The 25,670-nt window shown below is 70.3% G+C and carries 24 protein-coding genes, 2 tRNA genes and 1 pseudogene; 19 read left to right on the forward strand and 8 right to left on the reverse strand.

Going from position 1 to position 25,670, the window contains the following annotated elements:
- Positions 1 to 29 precede the first annotated feature (29 nt).
- The gene (locus Vgi01_RS18325) at positions 30 to 1,127 is read left to right on the forward strand and encodes an expansin EXLX1 family cellulose-binding protein (RefSeq protein ID WP_239089036.1); all 1,098 of its coding nucleotides are present in this window, start codon (positions 30 to 32) and stop codon (positions 1,125 to 1,127) included.
- A 168-nt stretch (positions 1,128 to 1,295) separates the two neighbouring features.
- Here Vgi01_RS18325 and Vgi01_RS18330 read toward each other — a convergent pair whose 3' ends face one another.
- From Vgi01_RS18330 to bcp, 3 genes are all read right to left on the reverse strand, one after another.
- A complete protein-coding gene (locus Vgi01_RS18330; RefSeq protein ID WP_204291831.1) occupies positions 1,296 to 1,853 on the reverse strand; it encodes a GNAT family N-acetyltransferase in 558 nt (185 codons plus the stop codon).
- A gap of 69 nt (positions 1,854 to 1,922) precedes the next feature.
- Positions 1,923 to 2,008 (reverse strand) — tRNA-Leu (locus tag Vgi01_RS18335).
- A gap of 176 nt (positions 2,009 to 2,184) precedes the next feature.
- Positions 2,185 to 2,661, reverse strand: a complete 477-nt coding sequence (gene bcp / locus Vgi01_RS18340) for a thioredoxin-dependent thiol peroxidase (protein ID WP_102659435.1) — start codon at positions 2,659 to 2,661, stop codon at positions 2,185 to 2,187.
- 274 nt (positions 2,662 to 2,935) lie between these two features.
- Here bcp and Vgi01_RS18345 point away from each other — a divergent pair, with 274 nt between their 5' ends.
- From Vgi01_RS18345 to Vgi01_RS18360, 4 genes are read left to right on the forward strand one after another with little or no spacing between them, the layout of a single operon-like run.
- Positions 2,936 to 3,652: an energy-coupling factor ABC transporter permease gene (locus Vgi01_RS18345; RefSeq protein WP_204291832.1), complete on the forward strand. Its 717-nt coding sequence runs from the start codon at positions 2,936 to 2,938 to the stop codon at positions 3,650 to 3,652.
- Positions 3,649 to 4,062 (forward strand): PDGLE domain-containing protein, encoded by a 414-nt coding sequence (locus Vgi01_RS18350; protein WP_204291833.1) that lies wholly within the window; start codon positions 3,649 to 3,651, stop codon positions 4,060 to 4,062. The genes Vgi01_RS18345 and Vgi01_RS18350 overlap by 4 nt, the downstream gene beginning before the upstream one ends.
- Before the next feature lie 5 nt (positions 4,063 to 4,067).
- Positions 4,068 to 4,838: a cobalt ECF transporter T component CbiQ gene (gene cbiQ / locus Vgi01_RS18355; protein ID WP_204291834.1), complete on the forward strand. Its 771-nt coding sequence runs from the start codon at positions 4,068 to 4,070 to the stop codon at positions 4,836 to 4,838.
- Positions 4,835 to 5,599 carry an energy-coupling factor ABC transporter ATP-binding protein gene (locus Vgi01_RS18360; protein ID WP_102659423.1) on the forward strand — a complete coding sequence of 255 codons (765 nt, stop codon included), beginning with the start codon at positions 4,835 to 4,837 and terminating at the stop codon, positions 5,597 to 5,599. The genes cbiQ and Vgi01_RS18360 overlap by 4 nt, the downstream gene beginning before the upstream one ends.
- Here Vgi01_RS18360 and Vgi01_RS18365 read toward each other — a convergent pair.
- The 4 genes from Vgi01_RS18365 to Vgi01_RS18380 are packed head-to-tail and all read right to left on the reverse strand — an operon-like array spanning position 5,580 to position 8,485.
- Complete coding sequence (locus Vgi01_RS18365; protein ID WP_239089038.1) at positions 5,580 to 6,689, reverse strand: hypothetical protein; 1,110 nt, start codon at positions 6,687 to 6,689, stop codon at positions 5,580 to 5,582. The two genes, Vgi01_RS18360 and Vgi01_RS18365, sit on opposite strands and share 20 nt — an antisense overlap.
- Positions 6,686 to 7,402, reverse strand: a complete 717-nt coding sequence (locus Vgi01_RS18370; RefSeq protein WP_204291836.1) for a DsbA family protein — start codon at positions 7,400 to 7,402, stop codon at positions 6,686 to 6,688. The genes Vgi01_RS18365 and Vgi01_RS18370 overlap by 4 nt, the downstream gene beginning before the upstream one ends.
- Entirely contained in the window at positions 7,395 to 7,883 is a 489-nt protein-coding gene (locus tag Vgi01_RS18375; protein WP_102659426.1) for a MauE/DoxX family redox-associated membrane protein, read from the reverse strand. The genes Vgi01_RS18370 and Vgi01_RS18375 overlap by 8 nt, the downstream gene beginning before the upstream one ends.
- A complete protein-coding gene (locus Vgi01_RS18380) occupies positions 7,880 to 8,485 on the reverse strand; it encodes a sigma-70 family RNA polymerase sigma factor (RefSeq protein ID WP_343898576.1) in 606 nt (201 codons plus the stop codon). The genes Vgi01_RS18375 and Vgi01_RS18380 overlap by 4 nt, the downstream gene beginning before the upstream one ends.
- A gap of 135 nt (positions 8,486 to 8,620) precedes the next feature.
- On the opposite strand from Vgi01_RS18380, the gene Vgi01_RS18385 reads away from it, so the two are divergent.
- The 3 genes and pseudogenes from Vgi01_RS18385 to Vgi01_RS31240 all read left to right on the forward strand — a co-directional run.
- Entirely contained in the window at positions 8,621 to 10,285 is a 1,665-nt protein-coding gene (locus Vgi01_RS18385) for a copper resistance CopC/CopD family protein (RefSeq protein ID WP_204291837.1), read from the forward strand.
- Between the two features lie 14 nt (positions 10,286 to 10,299).
- Positions 10,300 to 11,070 carry a YcnI family copper-binding membrane protein gene (locus Vgi01_RS18390; protein WP_102659428.1) on the forward strand — a complete coding sequence of 257 codons (771 nt, stop codon included), beginning with the start codon at positions 10,300 to 10,302 and terminating at the stop codon, positions 11,068 to 11,070.
- 887 nt (positions 11,071 to 11,957) lie between these two features.
- Positions 11,958 to 12,329: pseudogene (locus tag Vgi01_RS31240) on the forward strand (hypothetical protein); the annotation flags it as partial.
- Between the two features lie 721 nt (positions 12,330 to 13,050).
- On the opposite strand, the gene Vgi01_RS18400 reads toward Vgi01_RS31240, so the two are convergent.
- Positions 13,051 to 14,352: a glycosyltransferase family 87 protein gene (locus tag Vgi01_RS18400; RefSeq protein ID WP_239089039.1), complete on the reverse strand. Its 1,302-nt coding sequence runs from the start codon at positions 14,350 to 14,352 to the stop codon at positions 13,051 to 13,053.
- A gap of 72 nt (positions 14,353 to 14,424) precedes the next feature.
- Here Vgi01_RS18400 and orn point away from each other — a divergent pair, with 72 nt between their 5' ends.
- From orn to Vgi01_RS18455, 11 genes are all read left to right on the forward strand, one after another.
- Positions 14,425 to 15,015 carry an oligoribonuclease gene (orn, locus tag Vgi01_RS18405; RefSeq protein ID WP_081476034.1) on the forward strand — a complete coding sequence of 197 codons (591 nt, stop codon included), beginning with the start codon at positions 14,425 to 14,427 and terminating at the stop codon, positions 15,013 to 15,015.
- A gap of 89 nt (positions 15,016 to 15,104) precedes the next feature.
- A tRNA-His gene (locus Vgi01_RS18410) sits at positions 15,105 to 15,177 on the forward strand.
- A 478-nt stretch (positions 15,178 to 15,655) separates the two neighbouring features.
- A complete protein-coding gene (locus Vgi01_RS18415) occupies positions 15,656 to 16,858 on the forward strand; it encodes a dipeptidase (protein WP_102660735.1) in 1,203 nt (400 codons plus the stop codon).
- Positions 16,859 to 16,860: 2 nt separating this feature from the next.
- Positions 16,861 to 18,483 (forward strand): ABC transporter substrate-binding protein, encoded by a 1,623-nt coding sequence (locus Vgi01_RS18420; protein WP_239089044.1) that lies wholly within the window; start codon positions 16,861 to 16,863, stop codon positions 18,481 to 18,483.
- A 30-nt stretch (positions 18,484 to 18,513) separates the two neighbouring features.
- A complete protein-coding gene (locus Vgi01_RS18425; RefSeq protein WP_204291840.1) occupies positions 18,514 to 19,467 on the forward strand; it encodes an ABC transporter permease in 954 nt (317 codons plus the stop codon).
- Between the two features lie 43 nt (positions 19,468 to 19,510).
- Complete coding sequence (locus Vgi01_RS18430; RefSeq protein WP_239089040.1) at positions 19,511 to 20,392, forward strand: ABC transporter permease; 882 nt, start codon at positions 19,511 to 19,513, stop codon at positions 20,390 to 20,392.
- Positions 20,393 to 20,395: 3 nt separating this feature from the next.
- Entirely contained in the window at positions 20,396 to 21,577 is a 1,182-nt protein-coding gene (locus Vgi01_RS18435) for a M24 family metallopeptidase (RefSeq protein WP_102660738.1), read from the forward strand.
- On the forward strand, positions 21,574 to 22,410 hold the full coding sequence (locus Vgi01_RS18440; RefSeq protein ID WP_204291841.1) for an alpha/beta fold hydrolase: 837 nt from the start codon (positions 21,574 to 21,576) through the stop codon (positions 22,408 to 22,410). Before Vgi01_RS18435 ends, Vgi01_RS18440 begins: the two co-directional genes overlap by 4 nt.
- On the forward strand, positions 22,407 to 23,390 hold the full coding sequence (locus Vgi01_RS18445) for an ABC transporter ATP-binding protein (protein ID WP_013731908.1): 984 nt from the start codon (positions 22,407 to 22,409) through the stop codon (positions 23,388 to 23,390). Before Vgi01_RS18440 ends, Vgi01_RS18445 begins: the two co-directional genes overlap by 4 nt.
- Positions 23,374 to 24,363 (forward strand): ABC transporter ATP-binding protein, encoded by a 990-nt coding sequence (locus Vgi01_RS18450; protein ID WP_102660740.1) that lies wholly within the window; start codon positions 23,374 to 23,376, stop codon positions 24,361 to 24,363. The genes Vgi01_RS18445 and Vgi01_RS18450 overlap by 17 nt, the downstream gene beginning before the upstream one ends.
- A gap of 35 nt (positions 24,364 to 24,398) precedes the next feature.
- Entirely contained in the window at positions 24,399 to 25,601 is a 1,203-nt protein-coding gene (locus Vgi01_RS18455) for a dipeptidase (protein ID WP_199180355.1), read from the forward strand.
- Positions 25,602 to 25,670 lie beyond the last annotated feature (69 nt).

Here is a 25,670-nt window from a genome sequence, read left to right on the forward strand (position 1 = left end):
ATGGCCGTCGTCGGGCAGCATCGGTGCACGTGACCGACGGAACCGACGGCCCCGCCGCACGGACAACAGCCAGCCGTCCCCGCAAGGGTCGCTGGCTGGCAGGCGGGGCCGTGGTCGTCGTCGCCACGGTCCTCGGCCTCACCCTGGCGCTGCGCTCCGGTGCCGCGCCCGCCTGCGCCGCGCCGATCCGACCGCAGCACGCCGCCGCGCCGCTCGCCCCGGTGGCTGCCATGGTCGCCCCGCCGGCCATGCTGGCCCCACCGGCCATGCTCGCCCCGCCGGCCTTGCTCGCCCCGCGGGCTGCCGGCAGCGTCGGCAAGGGCAAGGCGACCTTCTACGACTCGACGGGTACGGACGGCAACTGCTCCTATCCGACGGCCCCCGCCGGCCGGCTCTACGTCGCACTCGGCCCCGACAAGTACGCCGACGGCGCAGCCTGCGGCGGATATCTCGACGTCACCGGACCCAGGGGCACCGTACGGGTCATGGTCGCCGACCAGTGCCCGGAGTGCCCACCCGGACACCTCGACCTGTCCAGGGAGGCGTTCACCCGCATCGCCGACCCGGTCCGCGGCGTCGTCGACGTCAGCTACCGCCTGGTCGTCGACCCGCCGCTGACCGGCCCGCTCACCTTCCGGATCAAGGAGGGTGCGTCGCAGTGGTGGTTCGCGGTCCTGGTGGCCGGGCACGGCAATCCGTTGCGTGCCGTCGAGGTACGCCAAGGCAGTTCGGGCAACTGGCGGGCAGCGAGCCGGCAGAGCTACAACTACTGGCTGATCGATTCCGGGGCCGGCCCCGGCCCGTTCCAGATCCGGGTCACCGACATCCGGGGCCACCGGGTCACCGCCTCCGGCATCCGGATGGCCCCCGGCCAGGTCCAGCGCAGCACGGTCCGGATGTACGGCGGCACCTCGGGCGGGTCGACCACCGCGCCCGCCTCGACCACCGCCCCCAGGTCGCCCTCGTCCAGCCCGAAGCCGACCGCCCGCGCGTCGGCACGCCCGTCCCCGTCGACGCTGGCACCGGTGGGCGCGTCAGCCTCACCGACGGTGATCGCAGCCCCGGACCGGGAGGCGGTGGCACTCGCGTCGATCCAGCCCGACGCGGGACCCCGAGGTTGCGCCTGACCGCGCTCGTATCCGCGGCCGCCTGCCCGCGCACCGCGCTGGTCGGCGAGCTTACGGACGCTCTCCGATCTCACACCCGCGTGGTCGGGGTCCCGCCGGGCGGTGATCCGCGCGGGTCAGGACCCGGCCGGGAGGCTACTTCTACACAGGTCGGGCGGGATGCTCAGGTCAGCGGGTCGAGTCCGCGGTGGTTTGCTGGGGTTGATCCTCGTTGAGACCGAGCCACATCAGGATCTCGTCCCGGTCGTCGCCGGGGGCGACCCGGATCGCGCCGGGCCACCGGCCCACCTCGCGGTAGCCGAGTCGCCGGTAGAACCGGTCCAGCCCCAGCCCGTCGCGTACCGTCACGTGCAGTGCCGCCAGCCCGAGGTCCCGCCCGATCTGCGCGGCCGTACGCATCAGCGCGTCGCCGACACCGCGTCCCTGAACGTCCGGGTGGACCATCACCCGGGTGAGGACCCGCAGGTGCCGCTTCAGGTGGAACCGTGGATCGGTGAAGATCGCCATGGCGACCAGTCGGTCGTCGTCGTACCCGAGCAGCAGTCGGTCTGGGCCGTCGGCGATGCCCGCGAGGGTCGGGTCGGCGATCGTCCGCACCTTGTCGGCGGTGACCGGTGCCACGAAGCCGACCGCGCCGCCCGCGTTTGTGACGTCCACCCAGAGCGCGACGATGTCGGCGCGCAGTTGCGGCGTGAGTTCGGGGTCGAGGACGAAACGCAGGGTCACCTGCACATCCTCGCCAAGTCGCCGGCCCGACGCCCGTGATCGTGATGCGCCCGACAGGGCAGAGGGTGTTGGTGCGGGAGGGGGGATTCGAACCCCCACGTCCTTTCGGACAATAGGACCTAAACCTACCGCGGCTGCCGTTACGCCACTCCCGCCGGCACTGAGAGTCTAGGGCGTCGCACCGGCCCGCTGTCGAGGCCTCCGAGGGTGTGATCGACACCGTTTCGACGTAGTGGCGGTCTCCCGGTCGGGCCGATACCCCCACTACGCCGTAACGGAGTCGATCACACTAGGCCAGTCCCCGCGCCGTGCCGGAGTCGATCACGCCAGATCAGTCCAGGCCGAGGTCGCGGCGCAGCTTGGCGACGTGGCCGGTGGCCTTGACGTTGTAGAGCGCCCGCTCGATCTTGCCGTCCTCGTCGATCACGAACGTCGAGCGGATCACACCGGTGACGGTACGGCCGTACGACTGCTTCTCGCCGTACGCCCCGTAGGCGGTCAGCACCGTCTTGTCGGTGTCGGCAGCCAACGGGAAGGTGATCGCGTCGCGCTCGCGGAACTTGGCGAGCTTCTCCGGCTTGTCCGGCGAGATGCCGATCACCTCGTAGCCTGCGGCCTGGAGCGAGGCGAGCGAGTCACGGAAGTCGCAGGCCTGCTTGGTGCAGCCGGGGGTCATCGCCGCCGGGTAGGCGTACAGGATGACTTTGCGGCCGCGCAGGTCGGCCAGGGTGACCTGGTCACCGGTGTCGGTGGGGAGGGTGAACTCGGGCGCCGGGTCACCGGGGGAGAGGCGGGCGGGTGCGGTCATGGCCCGACCATACCGCCGGGCCGCGCCGACCTCGCCGACCGCCAGGCCGACCGGGCTGAGCCGGGCCAACGGCTCCCTCCGACAGGCCGGGCTCAGCCGGGCCGAGGGGCTCGGCCGGGCCAAAGGCTCCCCCAGGCCGAGGGCACAGCCCGACGCTCGGCATTCCGCTGGAATTAACACAACTGTGTTGTTGCCATCTATAGGCAACAAGGTGAGACGGGAAATACGCTCGGTCTGCCGGCGAGCGTGGGCCCGCCGTCCCGTGGGAGGTCACGTGGAAAACCTGGCCATGCACATCTCGAACGGCATCATCAACGGTCCTGTCGCCGCGCTCTTCGCGGTGATCGCCCTGGTCGCGATGGCGCTCGCCGTCCACCGTGGACGACAGGACTTGGACGACCGGCTGGCCCCGATGGCGGGCCTGGTCGCCGCCTTCATCTTCGCCGTGCAGATGCTCAACTTCCCGATCTTCACCGCCGGGGTCAGCGGCCACCTGCTCGGTGGCGCGCTCGCCGCCATGCTTGTCGGCCCCTGGGTCGGCGCGCTCTGCATCGCCGTGGTGCTTGTGGTGCAGGCCCTCGTCTTCGGCGACGGCGGGGTGGCCATGCTCGGGCTCAGCATCACCAACATGGGGGTGATCGCGGTCGCGGTGGCGTACCTGCTGATCGCGCTGCTGCTGCGGGTGCTGCCGCGTACCCCTGCCGGGTTGGCCGTCACCGCCTTCGTCGCCGCGCTGGTAAGCGTGGTGGTCGCGGCGATGGGCTTCGTCCTGCAGTACTGGCTCGGCGGCACCGCCGACCTCGGCGGCAACCTGGCCGGGCTGGCCGGGACGATGGCCGTGTCCCACCTGTTCATCGGCATCGGCGAGGGCCTGATCACCGCCACCACGGTGGTCACCGTGGCGAAGGTCCGACCCGATCTGGTGTACGCGCTGCGCGCCCGTAAGCCGGTCAGCCCGGCGTCCGTCCCCGCCGTCGGAGGTGTCCGGTGAGGCGTTTCTGGGGTTTCCTCGCAGGCGGGTTGCTGGTGGCCCTGCTGCTGGCCGGCGTGGTCAGCAACTTCGCCTCGCCGCACCCGGACGGGCTGGACTCCTCGCTGCGTGAGGGCTGCACCGTCGACGCCGACGGCGAGATCACCGGCGGCAGTTGCCCGGCCCAGCAGGAGAAGGAGCACGAGATCGGTGGGCCGCTCGCCGACTACGGCATCGCCGGCATCGACAACGACGTCCTCTCCACCGGGCTGTCCGGCGTACTGGGCGTCCTGCTGACCTTCGCCCTGGCCGGCGGCGCGTTCTGGCTGTTCCGTCGGCGCGACACCGACCCGACCCCGCAACAGGTCGACCCGACTCAGGAACCGCTCGACGCGGACCGGTCGGGCACACCCGCGTCGAGCCAGGGGTAGCGCCGGTGGGTGCCGGGCACGCCCACGTGCTCTACCGGGAGTCCGACTCGCCGGTGCACCGGTTGCCACCGGAGGTGAAGATCGCGGCGATGGTGGCGTTCACCGTCGCCGTGGTCGCCACCCCCCGGGCGGCGTTCTGGGCCTTCGGCGCGTACGCCCTGATGGTCGCGGTGGTGGCGGCGCTGGCCCGGGTGAGCCCTCGATGGCTGCTCACCCGGTCGGCGATCGAGGTGCCGTTCGTGCTGTTCGCGTTCGCGTTGCCGATCATCGGTGCGGGCGAACGGGTCGACGTGCTCGGCCTCAGCCTCTCCACCGAGGGCCTCTACGGCGCGTGGAACATCCTCGCCAAGGGCACCCTCGGGGTCTGGGCGTCGCTGCTGCTGGCCGCGACCACCACCACCCGTGACCTGATCGTCGGGCTGGACCGGCTGCGCTGCCCGCAGATCATCACCCAGATCGCCACCTTCATGCTGCGCTACCTCGACGTGCTTGTCGGCGAGGCCCGCCGGATGCGGGTCGCGCGGATCTCCCGGGGCGACGACCCGCGCTTCCTGTGGCAGCTGCGCGGCTTCGCCGCCGGCATCGGCGCGCTGTTCCTGCGCGCCTTCGAACGCGGGGAACGGGTCTACCTGGCGATGCTGTCGCGCGGCTACACCGGGCGGATGCCGGCGGTGTGGCAGGGCGCCGGGGCGGCCACCACCGGGCAGTGGCTGGTGGCGGCGACCGTGCCGCTGCTGGCCGGCACCGTCGCCGCCACCGCCGCCGTACTGACATGATTCACGGTGTGGCATCGACCGCACCCAGCCTCGACGTCCGAGGCGTCCGGTACGCCTACCCGGACGGGCACGTCGCCCTGCACGGCGTGGACCTGACAGTGGCCCGGGGCGAACGGGTGGCCCTGCTCGGGCCCAACGGCGCCGGCAAGACCACCCTGGTGCTGCACCTCAACGGCATCCTGAGCGCCACCGAGGGCAGCGTCACCGTCGGCGGGCTGCCGGTGACAGGCGACCGGGCGCGGCTGGCCGAGATCCGGCGGCGGGTCGGCATCGTCTTCCAGGACCCCGACGACCAGCTCTTCCTGCCCACCGTCGCCGAGGATGTGGCGTTCGGGCCGGCCAACCTGGGGCTACGCGGGGCGGAACTGGCCGCCCGGGTGGACGAGGCGCTGGCCGCGGTGGGCATGTCCGAGCATCGTGACCGCGCCCCGCACCACCTCTCCTTCGGCCAGCGCCGCCGGGTGGCGGTGGCCACCGTGCTGGCGATGCACCCGGAGATCCTGGTGCTCGACGAGCCGTCGTCGAACCTCGACCCGGCGGCCCGCCGGGAACTCGCCACCATCCTGCGCGCCCTGCCGGTGACCCTGTTGATGGTCACCCACGACCTGCCGTACGCGTTCGAACTCTGCGACCGGTCGGTGATCCTCGACGGCGGCCGGATCGTGGCCGACGGGCCCACCGCCGACCTGCTCGGCGACACCGACCTGCTCGCCCGGCACCGCCTCGAACTGCCGTACCCGTTCAGTCCCGCTCGGAAGTGACAGTCGCGGCGGGTGCCGGGGTCGATGCGGCGGCCGCGCGGGCGGCGGTGTGCAGCCGCAGGACGGCAGCGGCCAGCGCCCCCGCTCCGGCCCCGACGGCCAGGACCACAAGCACCCGGGCGAGCGTCGGTGGCCACGGCACCGGCACGACGGACCGGGCGAGCAGCGCCGCGTTCGTCACCCCGGCGAACAACGCCAGGCAGGCCCCGGCCAACGCCAGCGGAAAATCGGCACCGGTGCGACGGCGCACCGCCCACCCGGCGGCGGCGAGCGCGCCGAGCCCGGACAGCAGCGTCCACACCGGCCCGGTCAGCAACCCGAGCAGCACCGCGCCGACCCCGGTCGCGCCGGCGTCCAGCGTCCGGCCGACCGCGAGCAGCACGGCCGCCACCCCACCGACGGCCAGCAGAGCGCCGAGGCCGGCCGACGCCCGCCGGCCCGGGGCCGAAGCCGCCGGTAGCAGGCCGAGCGCACCCGCCGCGAGCGCGCCGACGATCGCCACCACCCACCACGGGTACGCGTCCGGCGGCGGCACCCAGTGCAGGCTGCCCCGGATCTCCGCCAGCCCGTCCGGGTCACGCAGCGGCACGACCCAGTCGCGTACCCGGTGCTCCCGGTCGGGTGCGGCGCGGACCTGGGCGGGCGGTCCGGCCTCCCGCCAGAGTGCCCGCTGGTCGTGCCAGCGGGCGGTCGAACCGGACTCGACCCGACGCCACTGCGGTGCGGCGGCCGGATCCACCTCCGGCGGCAGGACGGTCTCCCCGGCGATGGTGCGATTCAGGTACGTCGCGGGGGAGCGGGTGTTCTCGTACACCCCGTCCGGTCCCACCCGCAGGTACGGCTCACCCGAGTAGCCGATCACCTCCACCGGCTGGTCACCGGTGTTTGTCAGTTCCAGCCGGGCACCCGCCTCGATCACCCGTACCGAAAGCTGCGGGCGGTCCGGGGCCACGGCGCTGATCTCGACCCGGTAGTCGGTCCCGTTCGGGGCGTCGGCGCCGTGCGCCACCGCCGGGGCAGCGGTGGCGATCAGCGTGGTGACCAGGCCGGCGAGCAGCAGCCCGGCCCGGGCCAGCAGGGCACGGCTCACCGCCCGGCCGCCTCCACCGCAGCGGTGATGTTCTCCGGCGTCCACTCCCGCACCTGCTCGCCGTTGACCAGGACGGTCGGGGTGCCGGTGACGTTGGCCTCGGTCGCCTTCTCGCTGACGTGCGAGGTCCACGGCTTGTACTTGCCGTCGCGTACGCAGCTGCCGAAGCTGTCGCGGTTCAACCCGACCTCGGCCCCGATGTCGATCAACTCGTTGTCGCTGAGCTGCGCGCCGTTCTCCGGCGGCTGCTTGTCGAACAGCGCCTTGCTGAACTCGGTGAACCTGCCGCCCTCGGCGGCACAACCGGACGCGGCCGACGCGCGGGTCGAGTACTGGGTGCTGGAGAAGCGGTTCAGGTAGGCCACCGGGTGGTACACCACCCGGGCCTTGCCGTCGCTGACCAGCTGTTCGATCGTCGCGCCACTGGTCTGCTCGAACTGCTTGCAGGCCGGGCAGAGGTAGTCCTCGTACACGTCGATGGTCACCGGTCCGCTGCCGACCACGATGCCGGTGCCGTCCTCGGTCGCCCCCGGCGGAGCGACGAAGGTTCCGGAACTCTGACTGGACCAGACGCTCCAGCCGATCAGGCCCGCGACCACAAGCACCGCGACCGCCCCGATCGAGACCCACAGCGTCCGCTTGCGCCGCCGTTCCCGGGCCAACTGCTCCCGGACCACGCGGGCCGCGTCCTTGCGCCCCTTGCGACTACTCATCCTCGTCCTCCACCGGTTCGCCCGTCAGCGCGCCGTCCACCGAGACGGCCGTGCGGGGCCAGATCAGCAGGAACCCGGCCAACGCCAGGAAACCCAGATCCCGGAGGATCTCCGGGAGATAGCTCGGGGTCTGCCCGGGAGGCAGCGCGCCGCCGGTGCCGAAGCAGCCACAGTCGATCGCCAACCCGCGCGACCAGGCCGAGATGATGCCGGCGATGAAGACCACCAGCAGCGCCGCGGAGACCCCGGCGACCAGTCGGGTGGCCAGCCCGAGCAGCAGCAGTACGCCGAGCGCCAGCTCGACGAAGGGCAGCGCCGCCCCGACCACCACCGACACGTCGTACGGCAGCACCTGGTAGGCGTGCACCGCCCGGCCGGAGGCGGCCAGGTCACCGACCTTCGTCGCGCCCGCGTACAGCCAGACGGCGGCCAGCCCGAGGCGGACGACCAGCCCGAGCCAGGGCAGCAGCTTCCTGTTCACCCGGCCAACGCCTCACCGACGGCGTTCACCAGTTCGCTGCGCGCGCGGGCGACCCGGGACCGGATCGTGCCCACCGGCACCCCCTCCACGGCGGCGGCCTCCGCGTACGACAGACCCAGCAGTTGGGTGAGCACGAAGGCGCCCCGCCGCTCGGTCGACAGCCGGCGGACCAGGTCGGCCGCGCCGAACTGCCCGGCCGGGTCGGGGTGCGGCACATCGGTGTACGCGTCGGCGGTGAGCCGCTGGGCCAGCCGACGTCGGCGGACCACCGTGCGCAGGTGGTCGGCGCAGGTCCGCCGGGCGATACCCAGCAACCAGGTACGGGCCGTGGAACGTCCCTCGAAGGCCGGCAGGGCACGAAACGCCCGCAGGTACGTCTCCTGGGTCAGATCGTCGGCGCTGTCCGGATCGACCAGGGCCGCCGCGAATCGCCACACCTCGGCCTGCGTGGCCCGGACGAAGTCGGCCTGGGCGGCCGGATCGCCGTCGCGTGCCGCCAACGCGGCGACGGTGGCGATGTCGGCCGTCTCCGGGTACTCCTGGGCGCGGCGGTCGGCCGCGTCGGAGTCGGCGGCGGCGCTGTCGCGTGGGGCGGGGATCACGACAACCCAGGTTACGCGGCAGCGCGTTGAGCAGCAGGGTCCTTCGGCCCTTCCCATGCAATGCGCCACGCCGGGAACTTTTTCACCTCAGCGTCCGACTACCCGAGCATGACTCCCGGCCCTGAATCGGCGAGCATGGCCAGCATGACTGCCGCCCCTCGCCGCCGATTCGCCCGGCTGACCGCCGCCGCCGGTCTGCTGGTGACCGTCGTGGCCCTGCTGCTCGCTCCGGCGAGCCCGGCCGCGGCGCACGCCGTGCTCTCCAGTAGCAGCCCCGCCGCCTCGTCCGTGGTGCCGAACGCGCCGACCGAGGTGGTGCTCACCTTCAGTGAGCCGGTCCGCAAGGTGCCGGACAAGATCCGAGTGATCGCGCCGGACGGATCGCGGGTCGACCGGGGTGAGCCCACCTTCGCCGACAGCGTGGTGAGCATCCCCGTCGACAACTCCGCCGGCAACGGCACCTACCTGGTCACCTACCGGGTCATCTCCGCCGACAGCCACCCGGTCTCCGGGGCGTTCACCTTCTCCGTCGGCGCGCCGTCCGAGCCGCCGGTGGACACCGGCAATGACAGCCGGGCCGACCCGGTGGTCAGCAACGCGGTGAAGGTCAGCAAGTTCGTCGGGTACGCCGGACTGCTCCTGCTGGTCGGCGCGACGCTTGTGCTCGCCCTGCTCTGGCCGCGTCGACTGCCCCGGACCGCGCCGGCCCGGCTGGCCTGGATCGGTCTCGGGCTTGTCGCGTTGTCCACCGTCGCGACGACCCTGCTGCAGGTGCCGTACACCAACGGTGGCGGCCCGTTCGACATCACCGGCGCCGGCCTGGGCCTGGTGCTCGGCAGCACGTTCGGTGCCGCCCACCTGGTCCGGTTGGGGCTGCTGGCCGCTGCGGCGGTCCTGCTCCGGCCGCTGTTCGCCGGCTCGGTGGGCCGTACCGACCTGATCATCCTCGGGGTGCTCGGTGGGGCGGCGCTGCTCACCTGGCCGCTGGCCGGGCACCCGGCGGCCTCGCCCGCCCCGGCGGTGTCGGTGCTCGTCGACGCGGTGCACCTGGGCAGCATGGCCGTCTGGCTGGGCGGTCTGGTGATGCTCGTGTTGTTCCTGCTGCCCCGGGCCGACGAACGGGAGTTGGGCGCGATCCTGCCGATCTGGTCACGGTGGGCCGCCCTGGCGGTGTCGGCGCTGCTGCTCGCCGGCATCGTCCAGGCCCTGATCGAGGTGGCCACCCCGGCGGCCCTGGTGAACACCACGTACGGCCGGCTGGTGCTGGCCAAGGTCGGGCTGTTCGCACTGGTGATCGCGGTCGCCGCGTACTCACGGCACCTGGTCCGCAAGCGGATCGCGGCCAGCCACCCGGCACCGATGCGCCGGGCGGTCTGGGTCGAGTTGGCCGTCACCGCGGTCGTGCTGGCGGTGACCTCGGTGCTGGTGCAGACCCCACCGGCCCGTACCGCCGGTGCCGACGTGGCCGGTGCCGAGAGCGGCTACTTCACCACCACCGTGCAGAGCAGCCTCTACTCGATGCAGATCGAGATGGCCCCCGCCCAGCGGGGCAACAACTCGGTGCACTTCTACGCCTACACGCTCGACAACCAGCCGCTGCCGATCAAGGAGTGGAAGGCCACCGTCGCACTGCCGTCGGCAGGTATCGAGGCGATCGACGTACCGCTGCTGCCGCTTACCGACAACCACGCCACCGGCGAGATCAACCTGCCGTCGGCGGGGGAGTGGGAGCTGCGGGTGACCGCTCGTACCACCGAGATCGACCAGGCCACGGTGACCGCCACCGTGGACATCCGATAGAGAGGGTTCCATCGATGATCCGTCACCGGCGTACCGTGGGTGCCGTTCTGGCCCTGACGCTCGGCACCGTCGCCACGGCCGTGTTCGGTTTCGCGGCGCCCGCGTCGGCGCACGTGTCGATCAGCCCGAGCGAGGCGAAGCAGGGCGGCTACGGCCGCTTCGCGTTCCGGGTGCCGAACGAGAGTGACGAGGCCTCGACCACCAAGCTGGAGATCTTCCTGCCGGAGAACGCCCCGGTCGGCTCGGTGTCGACCATGCCGGTGCCTGGCTGGACCGTCGCGGTGGAGAAGCGCCGGGTCGACCCGCCGGTACAGGTGCACGGAGCCGAGATCTCCGAGGTGATCTCCAAGATCACCTGGACGGCCGGTGCCGACGCGGCGATCGCCCCGGGCACCTTCCAGGAGTTCCCGGTCTCCATGGGCCCGCTGCCCGACGTGGACCAGATGGTCTTCAAGGCGCTGCAGACCTACTCCGACGGCGGTGTGGTGCGCTGGATCGACGAGCCGCAGCCGGGTGGCGAGGAGCCGGCCACCCCGGCGCCGGTGCTCACCCTCACCGCCGCGACCCCCACGGCGGAGCCGACCGGTGCGCCCACCGCATCGCCCGGCGCGCCCGCCGAGGCAGCCGAGGACGACGACGCGGACGGCAACGGGCTCGCGGTCGGGCTCGGCGTCGCCGGGCTGGTGGCCGGACTCGCCGGGCTGGTGCTGGGCGGCCTGGCATTCGCGCGTACCCGCCGGGTCGGTGGTCCCGGCCAGGGCGGCGAGGCGACGGCGGCCTCCTGACCCCCGACACCGCTCACCATGAGACCCGCCGGATGCTCCCGGCGGGTCTCGTCGTTCCCGACGGTCCTCCTCCCGTGTTCCCGACGGTCCGCCTTTCGCCTGTCCGGTGATCCGCCTTTCGCGTGTCCGGCGGTCCACCTCCCGCGTGTCCGGCGGTCCGCCTTTCGCGTGTCCTGCTGTGCCGACAGTCCGTCGCGGCTGTGCCGACGCTCCGTCGCCGGCTGTGCCGAGGCTCCGTCGGCCGCGTTGTCCGCCGAGAACACACGGTCTTCTCCGCGTGCCTGCCGGATATCCACTGCTCAGCCGTTCGTCGTGGGTAAGGTCGGCCGGGTAGTTGGCTACGGAGAGGGATTTGGCGGATGCGTTTCGTGTGGACGCTGGCCGGAATGTTGTCGCTGGCCGTCGGCATCACCGCGCTGGTCGGCGCCGCCGCGCTCGGCCTGCTGACCGGTCACGCAGACCCGGGCGGTGCCTACGCGGCTCGTTTCGAGACCGTGCAGACCACCGGGCACGCGGTGGTGGTGACCGACCTCGACGAGCTGGTACGCCAGGAGGTGCCGTTCGCCGGTGTCGGCGAAGCCCGGATGCAACTTGACGCCCGTACCCATGACGGCCCGGCCTTCGTCGGCCTGGCTCCCGCCGACGAGGTACGACACTGGCTGGCCGGCGCGCCGTACGCCGTCGTCGAGCGGATGGCGCTGGCCCGGGGCCCGCTGCCGGTCCGACTGACACCGGTCACCCCGTCCGAAGGCGAGCCGCCGACCGTACCGGCCGGACCCGGCGCGCAGACCTTCTGGACCCGCGCCGGCAACGGAACCCTGGAATGGACCCCCGACGAGCTGGCCGGGCAACGGCTCAGCCTGGTGCTGATGCGCACCGATGGTCGCGCCGACCTGACCCTGGAACTGCGAGCCGAGTTGCGACCCGGCTGGCTGGCCCCGGCCACCTGGGGCTCGCTGACCGCCGGCATGCTGCTGGTGATCGTCGCCGCGCTGCTCCTGCTGCGCCCGGTACGCCCCCGCGAAGTGATCATCGTGGTCGAGCCGGACCAGGTGCCGATGCTCGCCGGTCGTCTCGGGATCAGCTCGCTCAGTGGCCTCGGCACCCCGTCCCCGAACCGTTTCGCCGAGCGGCAACTCGTCGCGGTGGGCAGCACCCTGCCCGCCACCCGAGCAATAGCCCCCGTACCCCGCCCCCAGACCCTCGCCGACCTCCCCGCCCCCCACCACCCCCTACGCCCCCCAGCCCCACCCCACTAACCCCTCCCCAGCCCCCCCGGGCCTGCCCCGCCCCCTCGACGCGCGCCACAGCGTTCCCGCGCCCGCCCGCGCGCCAGCCCTCTCGCCCCGCGATCTTGCATTTTCCGTCGGGGCGAAAGAGACATAAGCCGCGCATCGGCGACCCAAAGTGCAAGATCGACGGGGCTGGCCGGGCGAGGCCGTGGCAGGCACCACCCTCGCCTCTGCCCGCCCTCTCGCCCGCCCTCGCCTTCGCGATCATGCACTTTTCGTCGGGGCAAAGAGGGCGTAAGGCGCTTATCGGCGACCAGAACTGCAAGATCGCGGGGGCTCGCTGAGCGGGGGCGGGGTGGACCGCTGTTGGACCCGCGATCTTGCACTTTGTGCCCCGACAAAGGGGGCATAAGTCGTGTAAGAGCGACTGAAAGTGCAAGATCGACGGGGCGAGGCGGGCGGGGTGCGACGAAGCGGGGCGAGGCGGGCGGGGTGCGACGAAGCGGGGCGCTCCGCCTGGGGCGTCGGGGTCGACGGTGCGACGGGCAGGGCTGGCCGGGCGGACTGGTCGAGCGGGGGTGCGATCGGGCGGGAGCGGGGTGGGTGAGGCGGGGTGCGCTGTGGGGTGGGGTGCGCCGTGGGGTGGGGTGCGCCGTGGGGTGGGGTGCGCGGTGGGGTGGGGTGCGCTGTGAGGCGGGGTGCGCCGTGGGGTGGGGTGCGCGGTGGGTGGGGTGGTGGTGGGGGTGGGTTATCGGGGGATGGGGGTTTTGGGGTGGGTGGTGGGGTGGGGGGATTTGGTGGGCTTGGTGCCGGTTCCGGTGCGGGTGCGGATGGGGAGGACGGCGAGGAGGAGCAGGCACAGCAGCACGTACGCGTTGCGTCCGACGAATTCCCAGGGGGTGTCGGTCGGCGTCGGGGCGATTCCCCAGTCGTAGAAGGAGACCACTCCGTACACGATGATGGCGCTGGTGCCGACGGCGATGGCGCCCAGCCGACGGCGGCGGCGTGCCCCCTCGGCGGTGCGCGGGTCGGTGCTCAGGGTCGCGTCGATCAGGATCACCACTGCCGGGATGAACCAGTAGATGTGGTGGGTCCAGGTGATCGGGCTGATCAACGCCGCCACCAGGCCGGTCAGGGTCAGCCCGGTGAGCGTGTCGCCGGCCTGCGAGGCGCGGACCGCGCGCCACAGTCCGTACCCGACGATCGCCGCGACCAGCGGCAGCCAGATCAGGCGGCTCGGCTCTTCCGGTGCGGAAAGCCGGCTCAGCAGCCCGAACAGCGACTGGTTGCCGGTGTAGTCGGTGCGGCCGACACGGTCGGTGGCCCACAACTCGTGCGTCCAGAACCGCCACGAGTCCCCGGGCGCGACTGCGGCAGCGAGCAGGGTCGCTCCGGCGGCGGTCGCGGTGGCCACCGCCGCGGCCCGCCACCGCCGGGTCGCCAGCAGGTAGACCACGAAGATGCCCGGGAACAGCTTGAGCGCCGCCGCCAACCCGATGCCCACGCCGGCCCACCGGCTGTCCCGGGGTACGGCGAACAGCAGGTCGGCCAGGATCAGCACCACCAACAGCATGTTGATCTGGCCGAAGGTGATGGTTTCCCGGGTGCTCTCCACCCCCAGGACGAACAGTGCCCCCACCGCCAGGGTGAACAGGTACGGCAGCCGGTGTCGACTGAGCACCGGATCGAGCAGCCATTTCGTGGTGACCAGTACGCCCAACAGGGTCAACCCGGTGAAGATCGCCACCGTGACCCCGAGCTTGAGGTGACCGAAGGGCAGCAGTAGGAGCGCGGCGAACGGGGGATAGGTGAAGTACAACTCGCCCTGCACCCGATCGGGCTGCACGTAGTCGTAGAGGGGGTTGCCGGCGGCCCACCAGTCCATCGCCGACATGTAGATCTTCAGATCGAAGAAGTTGTGCACCCTGCCGGGCAGGTAGAGGGCCGGTAGCGCGGCCGCGACAACCAACACGCTGAGAATCCGTCGGTCCCGGCGGGCACCAGGGTCCGCTACATCGACGGTACGGGGTGTGGCGGGATCGGCGGGCACGGGAAAACCCTAGCGGTCGCTCGGCCCGGCGGCGTGCAGCCACGAGGCTTGGGCTGCGCGTAGGCTGTCCCGGTGGCTGATCTTCTTGTCTGGATCGACTGTGAGATGACCGGGCTGGACCTCGGCAGCGACAAGCTGATCGAGGTTGCCGCGTTGGTCACCGATCCTGATCTCAACGTGCTTGGTGACGGTGTGGATGTGGTGATCCACGCGGACGACGCGGCGCTGGACGCCATGCCGGAGATCGTCCGGACGATGCACGGCAAGTCCGGGCTCACCGAGGAGGTACGCCGCTCCACGGTCACCCTGGCCGAGGCCGAGGACATGGTCCTCGACTACGTCAGCCGGCACGTGAAGGATCCCCGTACCGCCCCGCTGTGCGGCAACTCCATCGCCACCGACCGGGGGTTCATCGCCCGGGACATGCCCCGCCTCGACGCCCACCTGCACTACCGCATGATCGACGTGTCCTCGATCAAGGAGCTGTGCCGGCGCTGGTATCCGCGGGTGTACTTCGGCCAGCCGCAGAAGGGCCTGGCACACCGTGCCCTGGCCGACATCCGGGAGAGCATCCGGGAGCTGGAGTACTACCGGCGCACCATCTTCGTGCCGCTGCCCGGGCCGGACGTGGACACCGCCAAGGGCATCGCAGCCGGGCTCTGAACCACCCCGTAACCCGCTGGACGCGCTCGACAGTGGTGGGGGTATGATTTCTTCGCACCGCTCGGGTGAAGACCGGGCGTGGCGGCATGGTGGCTGTAGCTCAGTTGGCAGAGCACCGGGTTGTGGTCCCGGTTGTCGTGGGTTCAATTCCCATCAGTCACCCAGTCAGTGGATCAGATCCACAAGCTCAGGCCCCCTCTCGCAGGGGGCCTGAGCTTTTTTGTGCCCACCGCGGCGGAGACGCAGTGTCCAGCGCGGGCCGAGTTCCCAGCGCGGGCCGACTGCTCAGGCGTTGGCCGATTGCTCAGCGCGAATGGTGCCGCCGTGCCAAGGTCAGACCATCTCGGCGGCGTGGTCTGCCCGGTTCTCCACCAGTCCCGCGCCAATGGTCTGACCACCTACCAATAATCAGTGATCCGGTCGGTCGGGATCCGCTGTTCGGTCGGCGGGTCTCAGGCGTTCGGCGCCCGCCACATCAGCCGCCCGAGTATCCGTCCTGACCTGCGGGAACTTTGCTGGTTCCGGATAACGAACGGGTCACGGAGTCTTACCTGACATGAACTTTCCTCGGTAGGTTGCAGCAAGGCATGAGGTCGGACCTCATTCCTCGTGCCTCTTAGCTGACGAGGTGAGTTGACGAGTGCAGGAACCCGCCCCCCGGTACGCCGGATACCAGTCCTTCGACTACTTGACGCCGCACGTTGACTACAAGGTCTTCGAGCTGGCTCCGCAGCTCGGCCGCGTGCCGGAGCACGATCTGGGTCTCAACGCCGAGCAGTACGCCCGGGTGGCCCGGCTGCTCCAGGAGCACATGGCCATCTCGCTGCACGAGCACCCGAAGATCCTGCCGGCCGACGTGACGCAGCTGCGCGACTACAACCGCACCGGCCGCAACTCGTTCGGCTTCGAGGGCCTGGCCCGCTCCGGTCTGACCGCGGTGTTCGACAACTTCATGAACGGCACCGGCTGCGTGACAAGTGAGCACGCCTGGAAGTGGGACGACGTCATCTACGACATCGGTCTGCGCTTCGCCGACATCGCCAAGCAGGACCACGTGGTGGTGGCGACCACGTTGGAACAGATCTTCGAGGCCAAGCGCAACGGCCAGATCGCCCTGGTGGCAGGTCTGGAAGCGGCCACGATGATCGAGAACGAGCTGGACCGGATCGACATCCTCTACGGCTTCGGCGTACGCCAGATGGGCATCGCGTACAGCCAGGCGAACATGCTCGGATCCGGCCTCTCCGAGGACCGCGACGGCGGCCTGACCCACTTCGGGCGGCGCGCGGTGGACCGGATGAACAAGCTCGGTATCGCCATCGACATCTCGCACTCCGGCGACCAGACCTCGCTGGATGTGATCGAGGCCAGTCGGGTGCCGGTGTTCATCACCCACGCCGGTGCCCGTTCGGTCTGGAACACACCTCGGATGAAGCCGGACGAGGTGATCCGGGCCTGCGCCGAGCGTGGTGGCGTGATCGGCATCGAGGCCGCTCCGCACACCACCCTCTCGGCGGGCCACCCACACCATTCGATCGAGTCGGTGATGGACCACTTCACGTACTGCGTGGAGCTGGTCGGCATCGACCACGTCGCGTTCGGCCCGGACACCAACTTCGGTGACCACGTCGGGCTGCACGACAGCTTTACCCAGCACCTGGCGATCGGTAAGGCCCACGGGGTGGTGGACCACCCGCGGGTTCCGTACGTGAGCGGCATGGAGAACCCGGCGGAGTGCTTCAGCAACATCGTCGGGTGGTTGGTCACGCACGGTTACTCCGACGACGAGATCGCCAAGGTCATCGGCGGCAACATCATCCGGGTTCTTCAGGAGGTTTGGTGAAAATGGCAGTGAAGGGTCGTTGGCGGCTCGCTGTCGCGCTCGGCGTGGTGGCCACGCTGGGTGTGTCTGGCTGCGGCCTGAACGAGGACAACAACTCGTCCTCCGGCAACTCGTCGTCGGAGACGGTGCTGCGGATCGGCACCACCACCGACGTCAGCAACTTCAACCCGCTCCAGTCGCTCAGCAAGACCGACTCGTGGATTCTCAACGCGATGTACCCGCACCTGCTGCGGATCGACGAGAACGCGCAGAAGGCCCCGGAGCTGGCCAAGGAGTACCGCTACGAGGATGACGGCAAGACCGCCGTCTTCGTGCTGCGCGACGACTTCAAGTGGTCCGACGGCAAGCCGGTCGTCGCCGACGACGTGAAGTTCAGCGCCGAGAAGATCATGGAGTACAAGCTCGGCAACGTCGCGGCCAAGCTGACCTGGGTCGAGTCGGTCGAGGCCCCGGACGCGACCACAGTCAAGTTCAAGCTCTCCCAGCCGTACGCGCCGTTTGCCGAGGGCGTCGGCTTCTGGATGGCCGTCGTACCGAAGCACATCTTCGAGCCGGCCGGCGACCTCTCCAAGTTCGCCAACGACTCGAACTGGGTCGGTGCCGGACCGTTCGTGCTGGACAGCGTGACCAAGGGCCAGCGCTACGTGATGAAGCGCAACGAGCACTACCCGCTCGCGCCGGGTGGCAAGGCCGCGGTCAGCCAGGTCGAGTACCGGGTCTACCCGGACGTCAACACGATGATGCTGGCGCTGCGCAACGGCGACATCGACCTGATGGGTACCCCGGTGCCGATCTCGGCGGCGAAGACCTTCGAGGGCGACGACAAGATCAAGCTGGAGAAGGTCGGCGCGCTCGGCTTCGCCCACCTGACCTACAACATGAAGAACAAGTACCTCGCCGACCAGCAGGTCCGGCAGGCGCTGTCGATGGCGGTGGACACCAAGGCGATCATCTCCGCGGTGCTCCAGGGTGACGGCCAGCAGATGGCCGGGCCGATCTCGCCGATCTTCTCGGAGTACGACAACACCGAGCTCCAGCCGTACCCGTTCGACCCCGAGGGCGCGAAGGCCAAGCTGAGTGCGGCGGGCTACAAGGACGGCAACAACGACGGCTTCTTCGACGAGCTCTCCTTCGGCGTGGCCTGCGACCAGTCCAACGCCAACATCACCCGCGTGGTGCAGCTCTTCCGCGAGAGCGCGGCCAAGGCCGGCATCAAGCTGGAGAACGAGTGCGTCGAGCGCAACACCTTCCTCACCCGCACCAAGAACGGTGAGTACGACATCGACGCCTCGCAGTGGGGCGTGTTCGACAACCCGATGGACCAGCTGCGCAGCACCTACCTGTCCAGCAACCCGGGTGGCATCAACTACAACCTGCTCGAGTCGGCCGAGATGGACGCGCTGATCAACGACGCGGCCGGCACCACCGACCCCGAAGAGTTCAAGACCAAGATCAAGAACATTGACAAGGTCGTGCACGAGCAGGCGTACCTGACCCCGCTGTACGTGGAGAACTTCCAGTTCGCCTACAACGCCAGCAAGTTCACCGGCTTCGTCGCGTCGCCGTCGGACCTGCTCGGCATGGTCACCGCGTACTCGCTGGCCCAGGTCACTCCGGTCAAGTAACCCCAACCAGAGGGAAAGGAGGGGTCCCCCGTGCTGCGTTTCGTGCTCAGCCGAGCACTGAAGGCCGTCCTGACCGTGTGGATCGCGATCACCTCGACGTTCTTCCTGCTCCGGCTGCTGCCGGGGGACCCCACGACCCTCATGGTCGAGGGCGACATGACGCCGGAGATGCAGGCGGCACTGCTCAAGACGTACGGCCTGGACCGTCCGTTGTGGGAGCAGTACGTGTCGTACCTGCGCGAGTTGATCCAGGGCAACCTGGGCATCTCGTTCCGGCAGATCCAACCGGTCACCGACATCATCCTCGATCGCCTGCCCTGGACGTTGCTGCTGGCCGGAAGCGCGTTCGTACTGACCATCGCGGTCGGTATCCCGATCGGCGTGACCGCCGCCGTCAACCGGGGCAAGTGGCTCGACCGGGCGCTGCAGGGCTTCGGCATCAGCGCCAACGCGCTCTTCGTGCCCAGCGTCGCGATCCTGCTGCTGGTCTTCTTCGGGGCCCAGCTCGGCTGGTTCCCGATCGGTGGGGCGATCGACCCGGACACCCGGGGACTGGGCGCCTACCTGAGCCTGGCCCACCACCTGGTGCTGCCGGTGCTCTCCCTGGTCCTGGTGCAACTCGGCCCGTACGCGCTGACGCTGCGGACCAACATGATCGAGGTCCTCGGTGAGGACTACATCCGCGCCGCCCAGGCGCGTGGCCTGTCGGCCCGCCGGCGGGTCTGGAAGCACGGTCTGCGCAACGCGATCCTGCCGGCGCTGACCCTGATGGGTCTGCAACTGGGCACCCTGGTCGGCGGCGCGGTGCTGACCGAGACGGTCTTCGCCTACCCCGGGGTCGGCCGCCTGATCTACGAGGCGGTGGGTCAGCAGGACTACCCGGTGATCCAGGGCGCGTTCATCATGCTCGCCGTCACCGTGGTGTTCGCCAACGCCCTGACCGACATGCTCTACGCCGTCCTCAACCCCCGGATCCGCCTGTGAGCGCGAGGCGTTTCCCCACCACCGTGAACGAAGGGAGGGTGCCGTGAGTGCCCCTGTGCTGACCGAGCCGGCACCGCCGTCGGCGCCGTCGGCGTCCAAGCGGTCCTCCTGGTACGGCTACCTGCGGCAGCCCACTGTGGCGCTGTCGGTGCTGGTGCTGCTGGTGATGGTGCTGATGGCGGTCTTCGCGCCGTTGATCGCCGACGAGCCCAGCGGCGCCGGTCCGGATGTGTTGCAGTCGCCGTCGGGTGCGCACTGGTTCGGCACCGACGACCTCGGGCAGGACGTCTTCGCCCAGGTGGTCTGGGGCACCCGGACCAGTCTGGTGATCGGCCTGGCCGCATCGCTGATCGCGCTCGCGCTGGGCACCACGATCGGGTTGGCGGCGGCGTACTTCCGGCCGATCGACGCGGTCGCCACGGTGATCACCGACGTGATGCTGGCGCTGCCCACCCTGCCCCTGATGATCATGCTGGCCGCGGTGGTAAGCCCCAGCGTGGTGACCCTGACCCTGATCATCGGGTTCTTCGCCTGGCCCGAGGTGGCCCGGCTGATCCGCTCGCAGGGGCTGGTGATCAGCGCGATGCCCTACATCGACGGGGCCCGGGTGCTCGGTGCGACGGGCTGGCGGATCGTCACCCGCGAGATCCTGCCCGCCGTCGTCTCGCTGATGATCGTCAGCGTGCTGCTCACCGCCTCCCGGGCGGTGATCTCCGAGGCCGGCCTGAGCTTCCTCGGCCTCGGTGACCCGGACGCTTGGTCCTGGGGTCGGATCCTGCTCAACGCCCAGCGCAGCGGCACCATCGCGATCGCCTGGTGGCAGACCCTCTTCCCGTCCCTGGCGATCCTGCTGCTGGTGCTCGCCGCGACCCTCGCCGGAATGCGGTTCAACGACTCCCGTGACCCCCGCCGCAACGGAGGCTGACAAGTGCGACTTCCCGACAGCTTCTACACAAGCGTCCGTGCCCGGCTCAGCGAGGCGCTCGACGAGCGTGGCCTGGACGGCTTCCTGGCCACCTCGCCGCCGGAGGTCGCGTTCCTCAGTGGCTTCTTCTACATCGCCACCGAGCGACCGGTCTACCTGTGGATGCCGCGCGAGGGTGATCCGTTGCTGGTCATCCCCCGCCTCGACGAGGAGTACGCCGCGCAGCAGGGCGTCACCCTGCCGATGGTCAGCTACTTCGAGTACCCGGGTGTGGTCAGCGCCGAGGAGACCCTGGCCGCCGCGCTGTCGCGGCCCGGTGGGGCGGGACGCCGCATCGGGGTGAGCGCCGGGGTGTCGGTGGCCGCGTTCCGGGCGTTGTCCGCGGCCATCGGCGGTGCGGAACTGGTCACCACCGACGCGGTGGCGAAGCTGAGGCTGTGCAAGTTCCCCGAGGAGATCCCGTTCCACGAGGCCGCCGCCCGGATCTGCGACGAGATGCTCGCCGCCGGGCGCGGGCTGATCGAGGAGGCGCTGGCCTCCGGTGGCCCGCTGCCCCGCGAGGACGAGATCGCCCGGCACGTGATCGGTTACGGCACCGATCAGATGTACGCCCACTACGACCTGGTCGTCTACACCACCAAGCTGGCCGGGGGACTTGTCTACGCCGGCCCGAATTCGGCGCTGCCGCACGGCCTGCCGACCCGTCGGCGGGTACGACCGGGCGACACCCTGATCCTCTCCCTCGGCGCGGCGGTGGCCAGCCGTTTCGTGGAGAGCGAGCGGACCTTCATCATCGGTGAGCCCACCGCCGAACAGGTGCGCTACTACGAGGCCGACCGGCAGGCGCAGGAGGTGGGCACCCAGGCGATGGTCGCCGGGCGGACCTGCGCCGAGGTCAACAAGATCTGCCTGGACGTGCTGCGGGACCAGGGGCTGGGGGACTACATCCGGCACCGGCAGGGGCACGGCATCGGGCTGCAGAACCACGAGGCGCCGTGGGTCGAGGACGGCGACGACACCGTGCTCGCCCCCGGGATGCTGCTCTCCAGCGAACCCGGTGTCTACGTGCCCGGGCACGCCGGCTACCGCATCTCCGACACGGTCCTGGTGCAGGAAGACGGTCCGCGCCGGCTCACCGGCTACCCGCGCGACCTGGCGTCCAACATCATCGAGGGGGTCCGGTGAAAATCAACGGAGCGAAACTTGTCGTCGAGGCGTTCGGCCCCGAGGACGGCCCGGCGATGATCGTGCACCACGGCGCGCCGGGTCTGGGCTCACGCAGCGAACCGAAGCGTTCCTTCGGTCCCTTCTCCGACCGGTTGCGGGTCATCGTCTTCGACGCCCGCGGCTCCGGCGAGTCCAGTGACGACGAGCCGTTCACCCACGAGCAGTGGGTGGCCGACGTGGACGCGATCCGGGAGCACTTCGGCTACGAGAAGATCGTCATGGCCGGCGGCTCGTACGGCGGATTCATCGCCATGGAGTACGCCATCGCGCACCCCGACCGGGTCTCCGCGTTGGTGCTGCGGGACACCGCCGCGGACACCGCGCACGACCACCTGGCGGTCGAGCGGGCCCGCAACACCGACCGCTCGGTCATCCCGGAGTGGGTCATCGACCGGATCGGCACCGGCCGCTTCGAGAGCAACGAGCAGCTGCGGGAGTACTGGCGGGCCATCCTGCCGCTCTACGATCACCAGCACGACCCGGCCAAGGACGAGGCGCGGCTGGCCGCCACCCGCTTCCACTACCGGACCCACAACGCGGCCTTCGGGCAGAACATGCCCCGGTACGACCTCAAGCCGAAGCTGCCCTCGATCACCTGCCCGACCCTGGTCACCGTGGGCCGGCACGACTGGCGTACGCCGGTGGAAGCCTCGCAGGTCATCGCCGACCTGGTGCCCAACGGTGAGCTTGTGGTCTTCGAGAACTCCGGCCACTCCCCGCAGTTGGAGGAGCCCGAGCTGTTCCAGCAGGTGGTGCGGGACTTCCTGCACCGAGCCGGAGTGCTGCGATGAGCCTGTTGGAGATCGACGACCTGCGGGTCGCGTTTCCCAGCCCGAACGGGCCGGTCAACGCGGTCAACGGGGTGTCGCTCGAAGTCGACTCCGGACGGACCCTGGCCATCCTCGGCGAATCCGGTTCCGGCAAGAGCGTCACCGCCCAGGCGGTGATGGGCATCCTCGACGTACCGCCCGCCACGGTCAGCGGATCGGTCCGGTTGCAGGGCCGGGAGCTGCTCAACCTGCCCCGCAAACAGCGGGAGCGGATCAGCGGCGAGGAGATCGGCATGGTGTTCCAGGACGCCATGGCAGCCCTCAACCCGGTCTTCACCATCGGCCACCAGATCATGGAGGTGCTGCGGGTACGCCGGGGCATGTCCCGCGCCGACGCCCGCCGCCGGGCCATCGAACTTGTCGACCGGGTACGCATCCCGGCGGCCAGGGACCGGCTGCGTGACTACCCGCACCAGTTCTCCGGTGGCATGCGCCAACGCATCATGATCGCGCTGGCCATCTCCCTGGAACCGGACCTGCTGATCGCCGACGAGCCCACCACCGCCCTGGACGTGACCGTGCAGGCCCAGGTGATGGAGCTGCTGGCGGAGATCCAACGGGACAGCGGCATGGGTCTGCTGCTGATCACCCACGACCTGGGCGTGGTGGCCGAGGTCGCCGACGAGGTGGCGGTGATGTACGCCGGCCGGATCGTCGAGCGCGGCACGGTCGAGCAGATCTTCGCCGGGCCGGCGCACCCGTACACCGAAGGGTTGCTCGCCTCGATGCCCCGGGTGGACCGGCGCGACGAGCAGCTCTACGCGATTCCCGGCGCCCCGCCGAACCCGGCCCGGCTGCCCACCGGATGTCCTTTCCACCTGCGCTGCCCCCGGGCCACCGACGAATGCCTGGTGACCCTGCCGCCGCTGCACGCGCTGCCGGCCGACCGGGCCAGCGCCTGCCACCACCACGAGGAGGTGCTCGGTGCCACCCAGCGATGACGTGGTGCTACGGGTCGAGAACCTGGTCAAGCACTTCCCCGTCAAGGGGCGCATCCCATTCGTCTCCGGCGGGGTCGTCAAGGCCGTCGACGGCGTCTCCTTCGACCTGCGCCGCGGCGAGACCCTCGGCGTGGTGGGGGAGTCCGGCTGCGGCAAGAGCACCCTGGCGCGGATGCTCGTCGGGTTGGAACAGCCCACCTCCGGTGCGGTGCGGTTCGGCAAGTCGGTGGTGCACCAGGCCAAGGGGCGGGAGCTGCGGGCGCTGCGTCGCCGGATCCAGATCGTGCTCCAGGACCCGTACACCTCGCTGAACCCGCGCCGGACGATCCGGGAGATCCTGCTCCAGCCCTTCGAGATCCACCCGGACGTGCTGGACCGCCGACGCCGGGTCGAGCGGATCAAGGAACTGCTGGACCTGGTCGGTCTCGACGCCAGCCTGCACCTGGACCGCTACCCGCACCAGTTCTCCGGCGGGCAGCGCCAACGCATCGGCATCGCCCGGGCGCTGGCCCTGAACCCCGACGTGATCGTCTGCGACGAGCCGGTCTCCGCACTTGACGTCTCCGTCCAGGCCCAGGTCGTCAACCTGCTGGAACGCCTCCAGGATGAGCTGGGCGTGGCGTACGTCTTCATCGCCCACGACCTGTCGGTGGTGCGGCACATCTCCGACCGGGTCGCCGTGATGTACCTCGGCAAGTTGGTGGAGACCGGCCCGGAGATCGACCTGTACGACTCGCCCAGGCACCCGTACACCAGCGCGCTGCTCTCCGCGGTGCCGGTGCCCGACCCGGCCGGCCGCCGACAGCGGCAGCGGATCCTGCTGGCCGGTGACCCGCCCAGCCCGGTCAACCCGCCGTCGGGTTGCCGGTTCCGGACCCGCTGCTGGCAGGCGACCGACACCTGCGCCACTACCGAACCCCCGCTGGCCACCGGTGCACATCCGGTCGCCTGCCACTATCCGCTGGCCGCGTGACGGCCGGCTACCCGTCCTGACAAGGAGAAGGTGTCTTGCTGCTAGATCCCGCCCCCCGGTACCAGGGCCACAGGTCGTACTCGTACCTGGAGCCGCACTCGGACTACCGGGTGTTCGAGCTGGCCAAGGAAGTCGGTCGGGTGCCGGAGCACGACCTCGGCCTGACCGACGCCCAGCGTGCGCGGGTGACCCGGCTGCTCACCGAGCACACCGCCATCTCGCTGCACGAGCACCCGGTGATCCTGCCCGAGGACGTCCGTGAGCTGCGCGCCTACAACCGGACCGCGCGCCAGCGCACCGGCTACGAGGGTCTGGCCCGCTCCGGCCTGACCGCCGTCTTCGACAACTTCATGGCCGGCGCCTCCTGCGTGACAAGCGAGAACGGTTGGAAGTGGAACGACCTCATCTACGCCCTCGGGATGCGGATGAGTGACCTCTACAAGCAGGACCACGTCTTCCTGGCCACATCGCTGGCCGACATCCACGCGGCCAAGCGGGACGGCCGGCTGGCGCTGGTCGCCGGGCTGGAGTGCAGCAGCCCGATCGAGAACGAACTGGACCGCATCGACATCCTGTACGGCTTCGGTGTCCGTCAGCTCGGCATCGCCTACAGCCAGGCGAACATGCTCGGCGGTGGCCTGTCCGAGAAGCACGACGGTGGGCTGACCCACTTCGGGCGGCGCGCGGTGGACCGGATGAACAAGCTCGGCATCGCCATCGACATCTCGCACTCCGGCGACCAGACCTGTCTGGACGTCATCGAGGCCAGCCGGGTGCCGGTGTTCATCACCCACGCCGGTGCCCGCGCGGTGTGGGACACCTCCCGGATGAAGCCGGACGAGGTGATCCGGGCCTGCGCCGAGCGCGGTGGCGTGATCGGCATCGAGGCCGCCCCGCACACCACGCTCTCCGAGGCGCACAAGCACCACTCGATCGAGTCGGTGATGGACCACTTCACGTACTGCGTCGACCTGGTCGGCATCGACCACGTCACCTTTGGACCGGACACGATGTTCGGTGACCACGTCGGGGTGCACAACACCTACGCCGGCAACTACGCCCACGACGCCGGCAACCGGCCGGAGCACCCTCGGGTGGAGTACGTGTCCGGCGTGGAGAACCCGGGCGAGGCGTTCGGCAACATCGTCGGCTGGCTGGTCAAGCACGACTACTCCGACGACGAGATCGCCAAGGTGATCGGCGGCAACACGATCAGGGTGCTTGAGCAGGTCTGGTGACCTTCCGGCCGATCGGCCGGGCAGGCACCGACGAACTAAACTCCCTAGGCCGTCGACGGCGGGAACGAT

This window comes from Micromonospora gifhornensis (assembly GCF_016863515.1).
Classification (GTDB): domain Bacteria; phylum Actinomycetota; class Actinomycetes; order Mycobacteriales; family Micromonosporaceae; genus Micromonospora; species Micromonospora gifhornensis.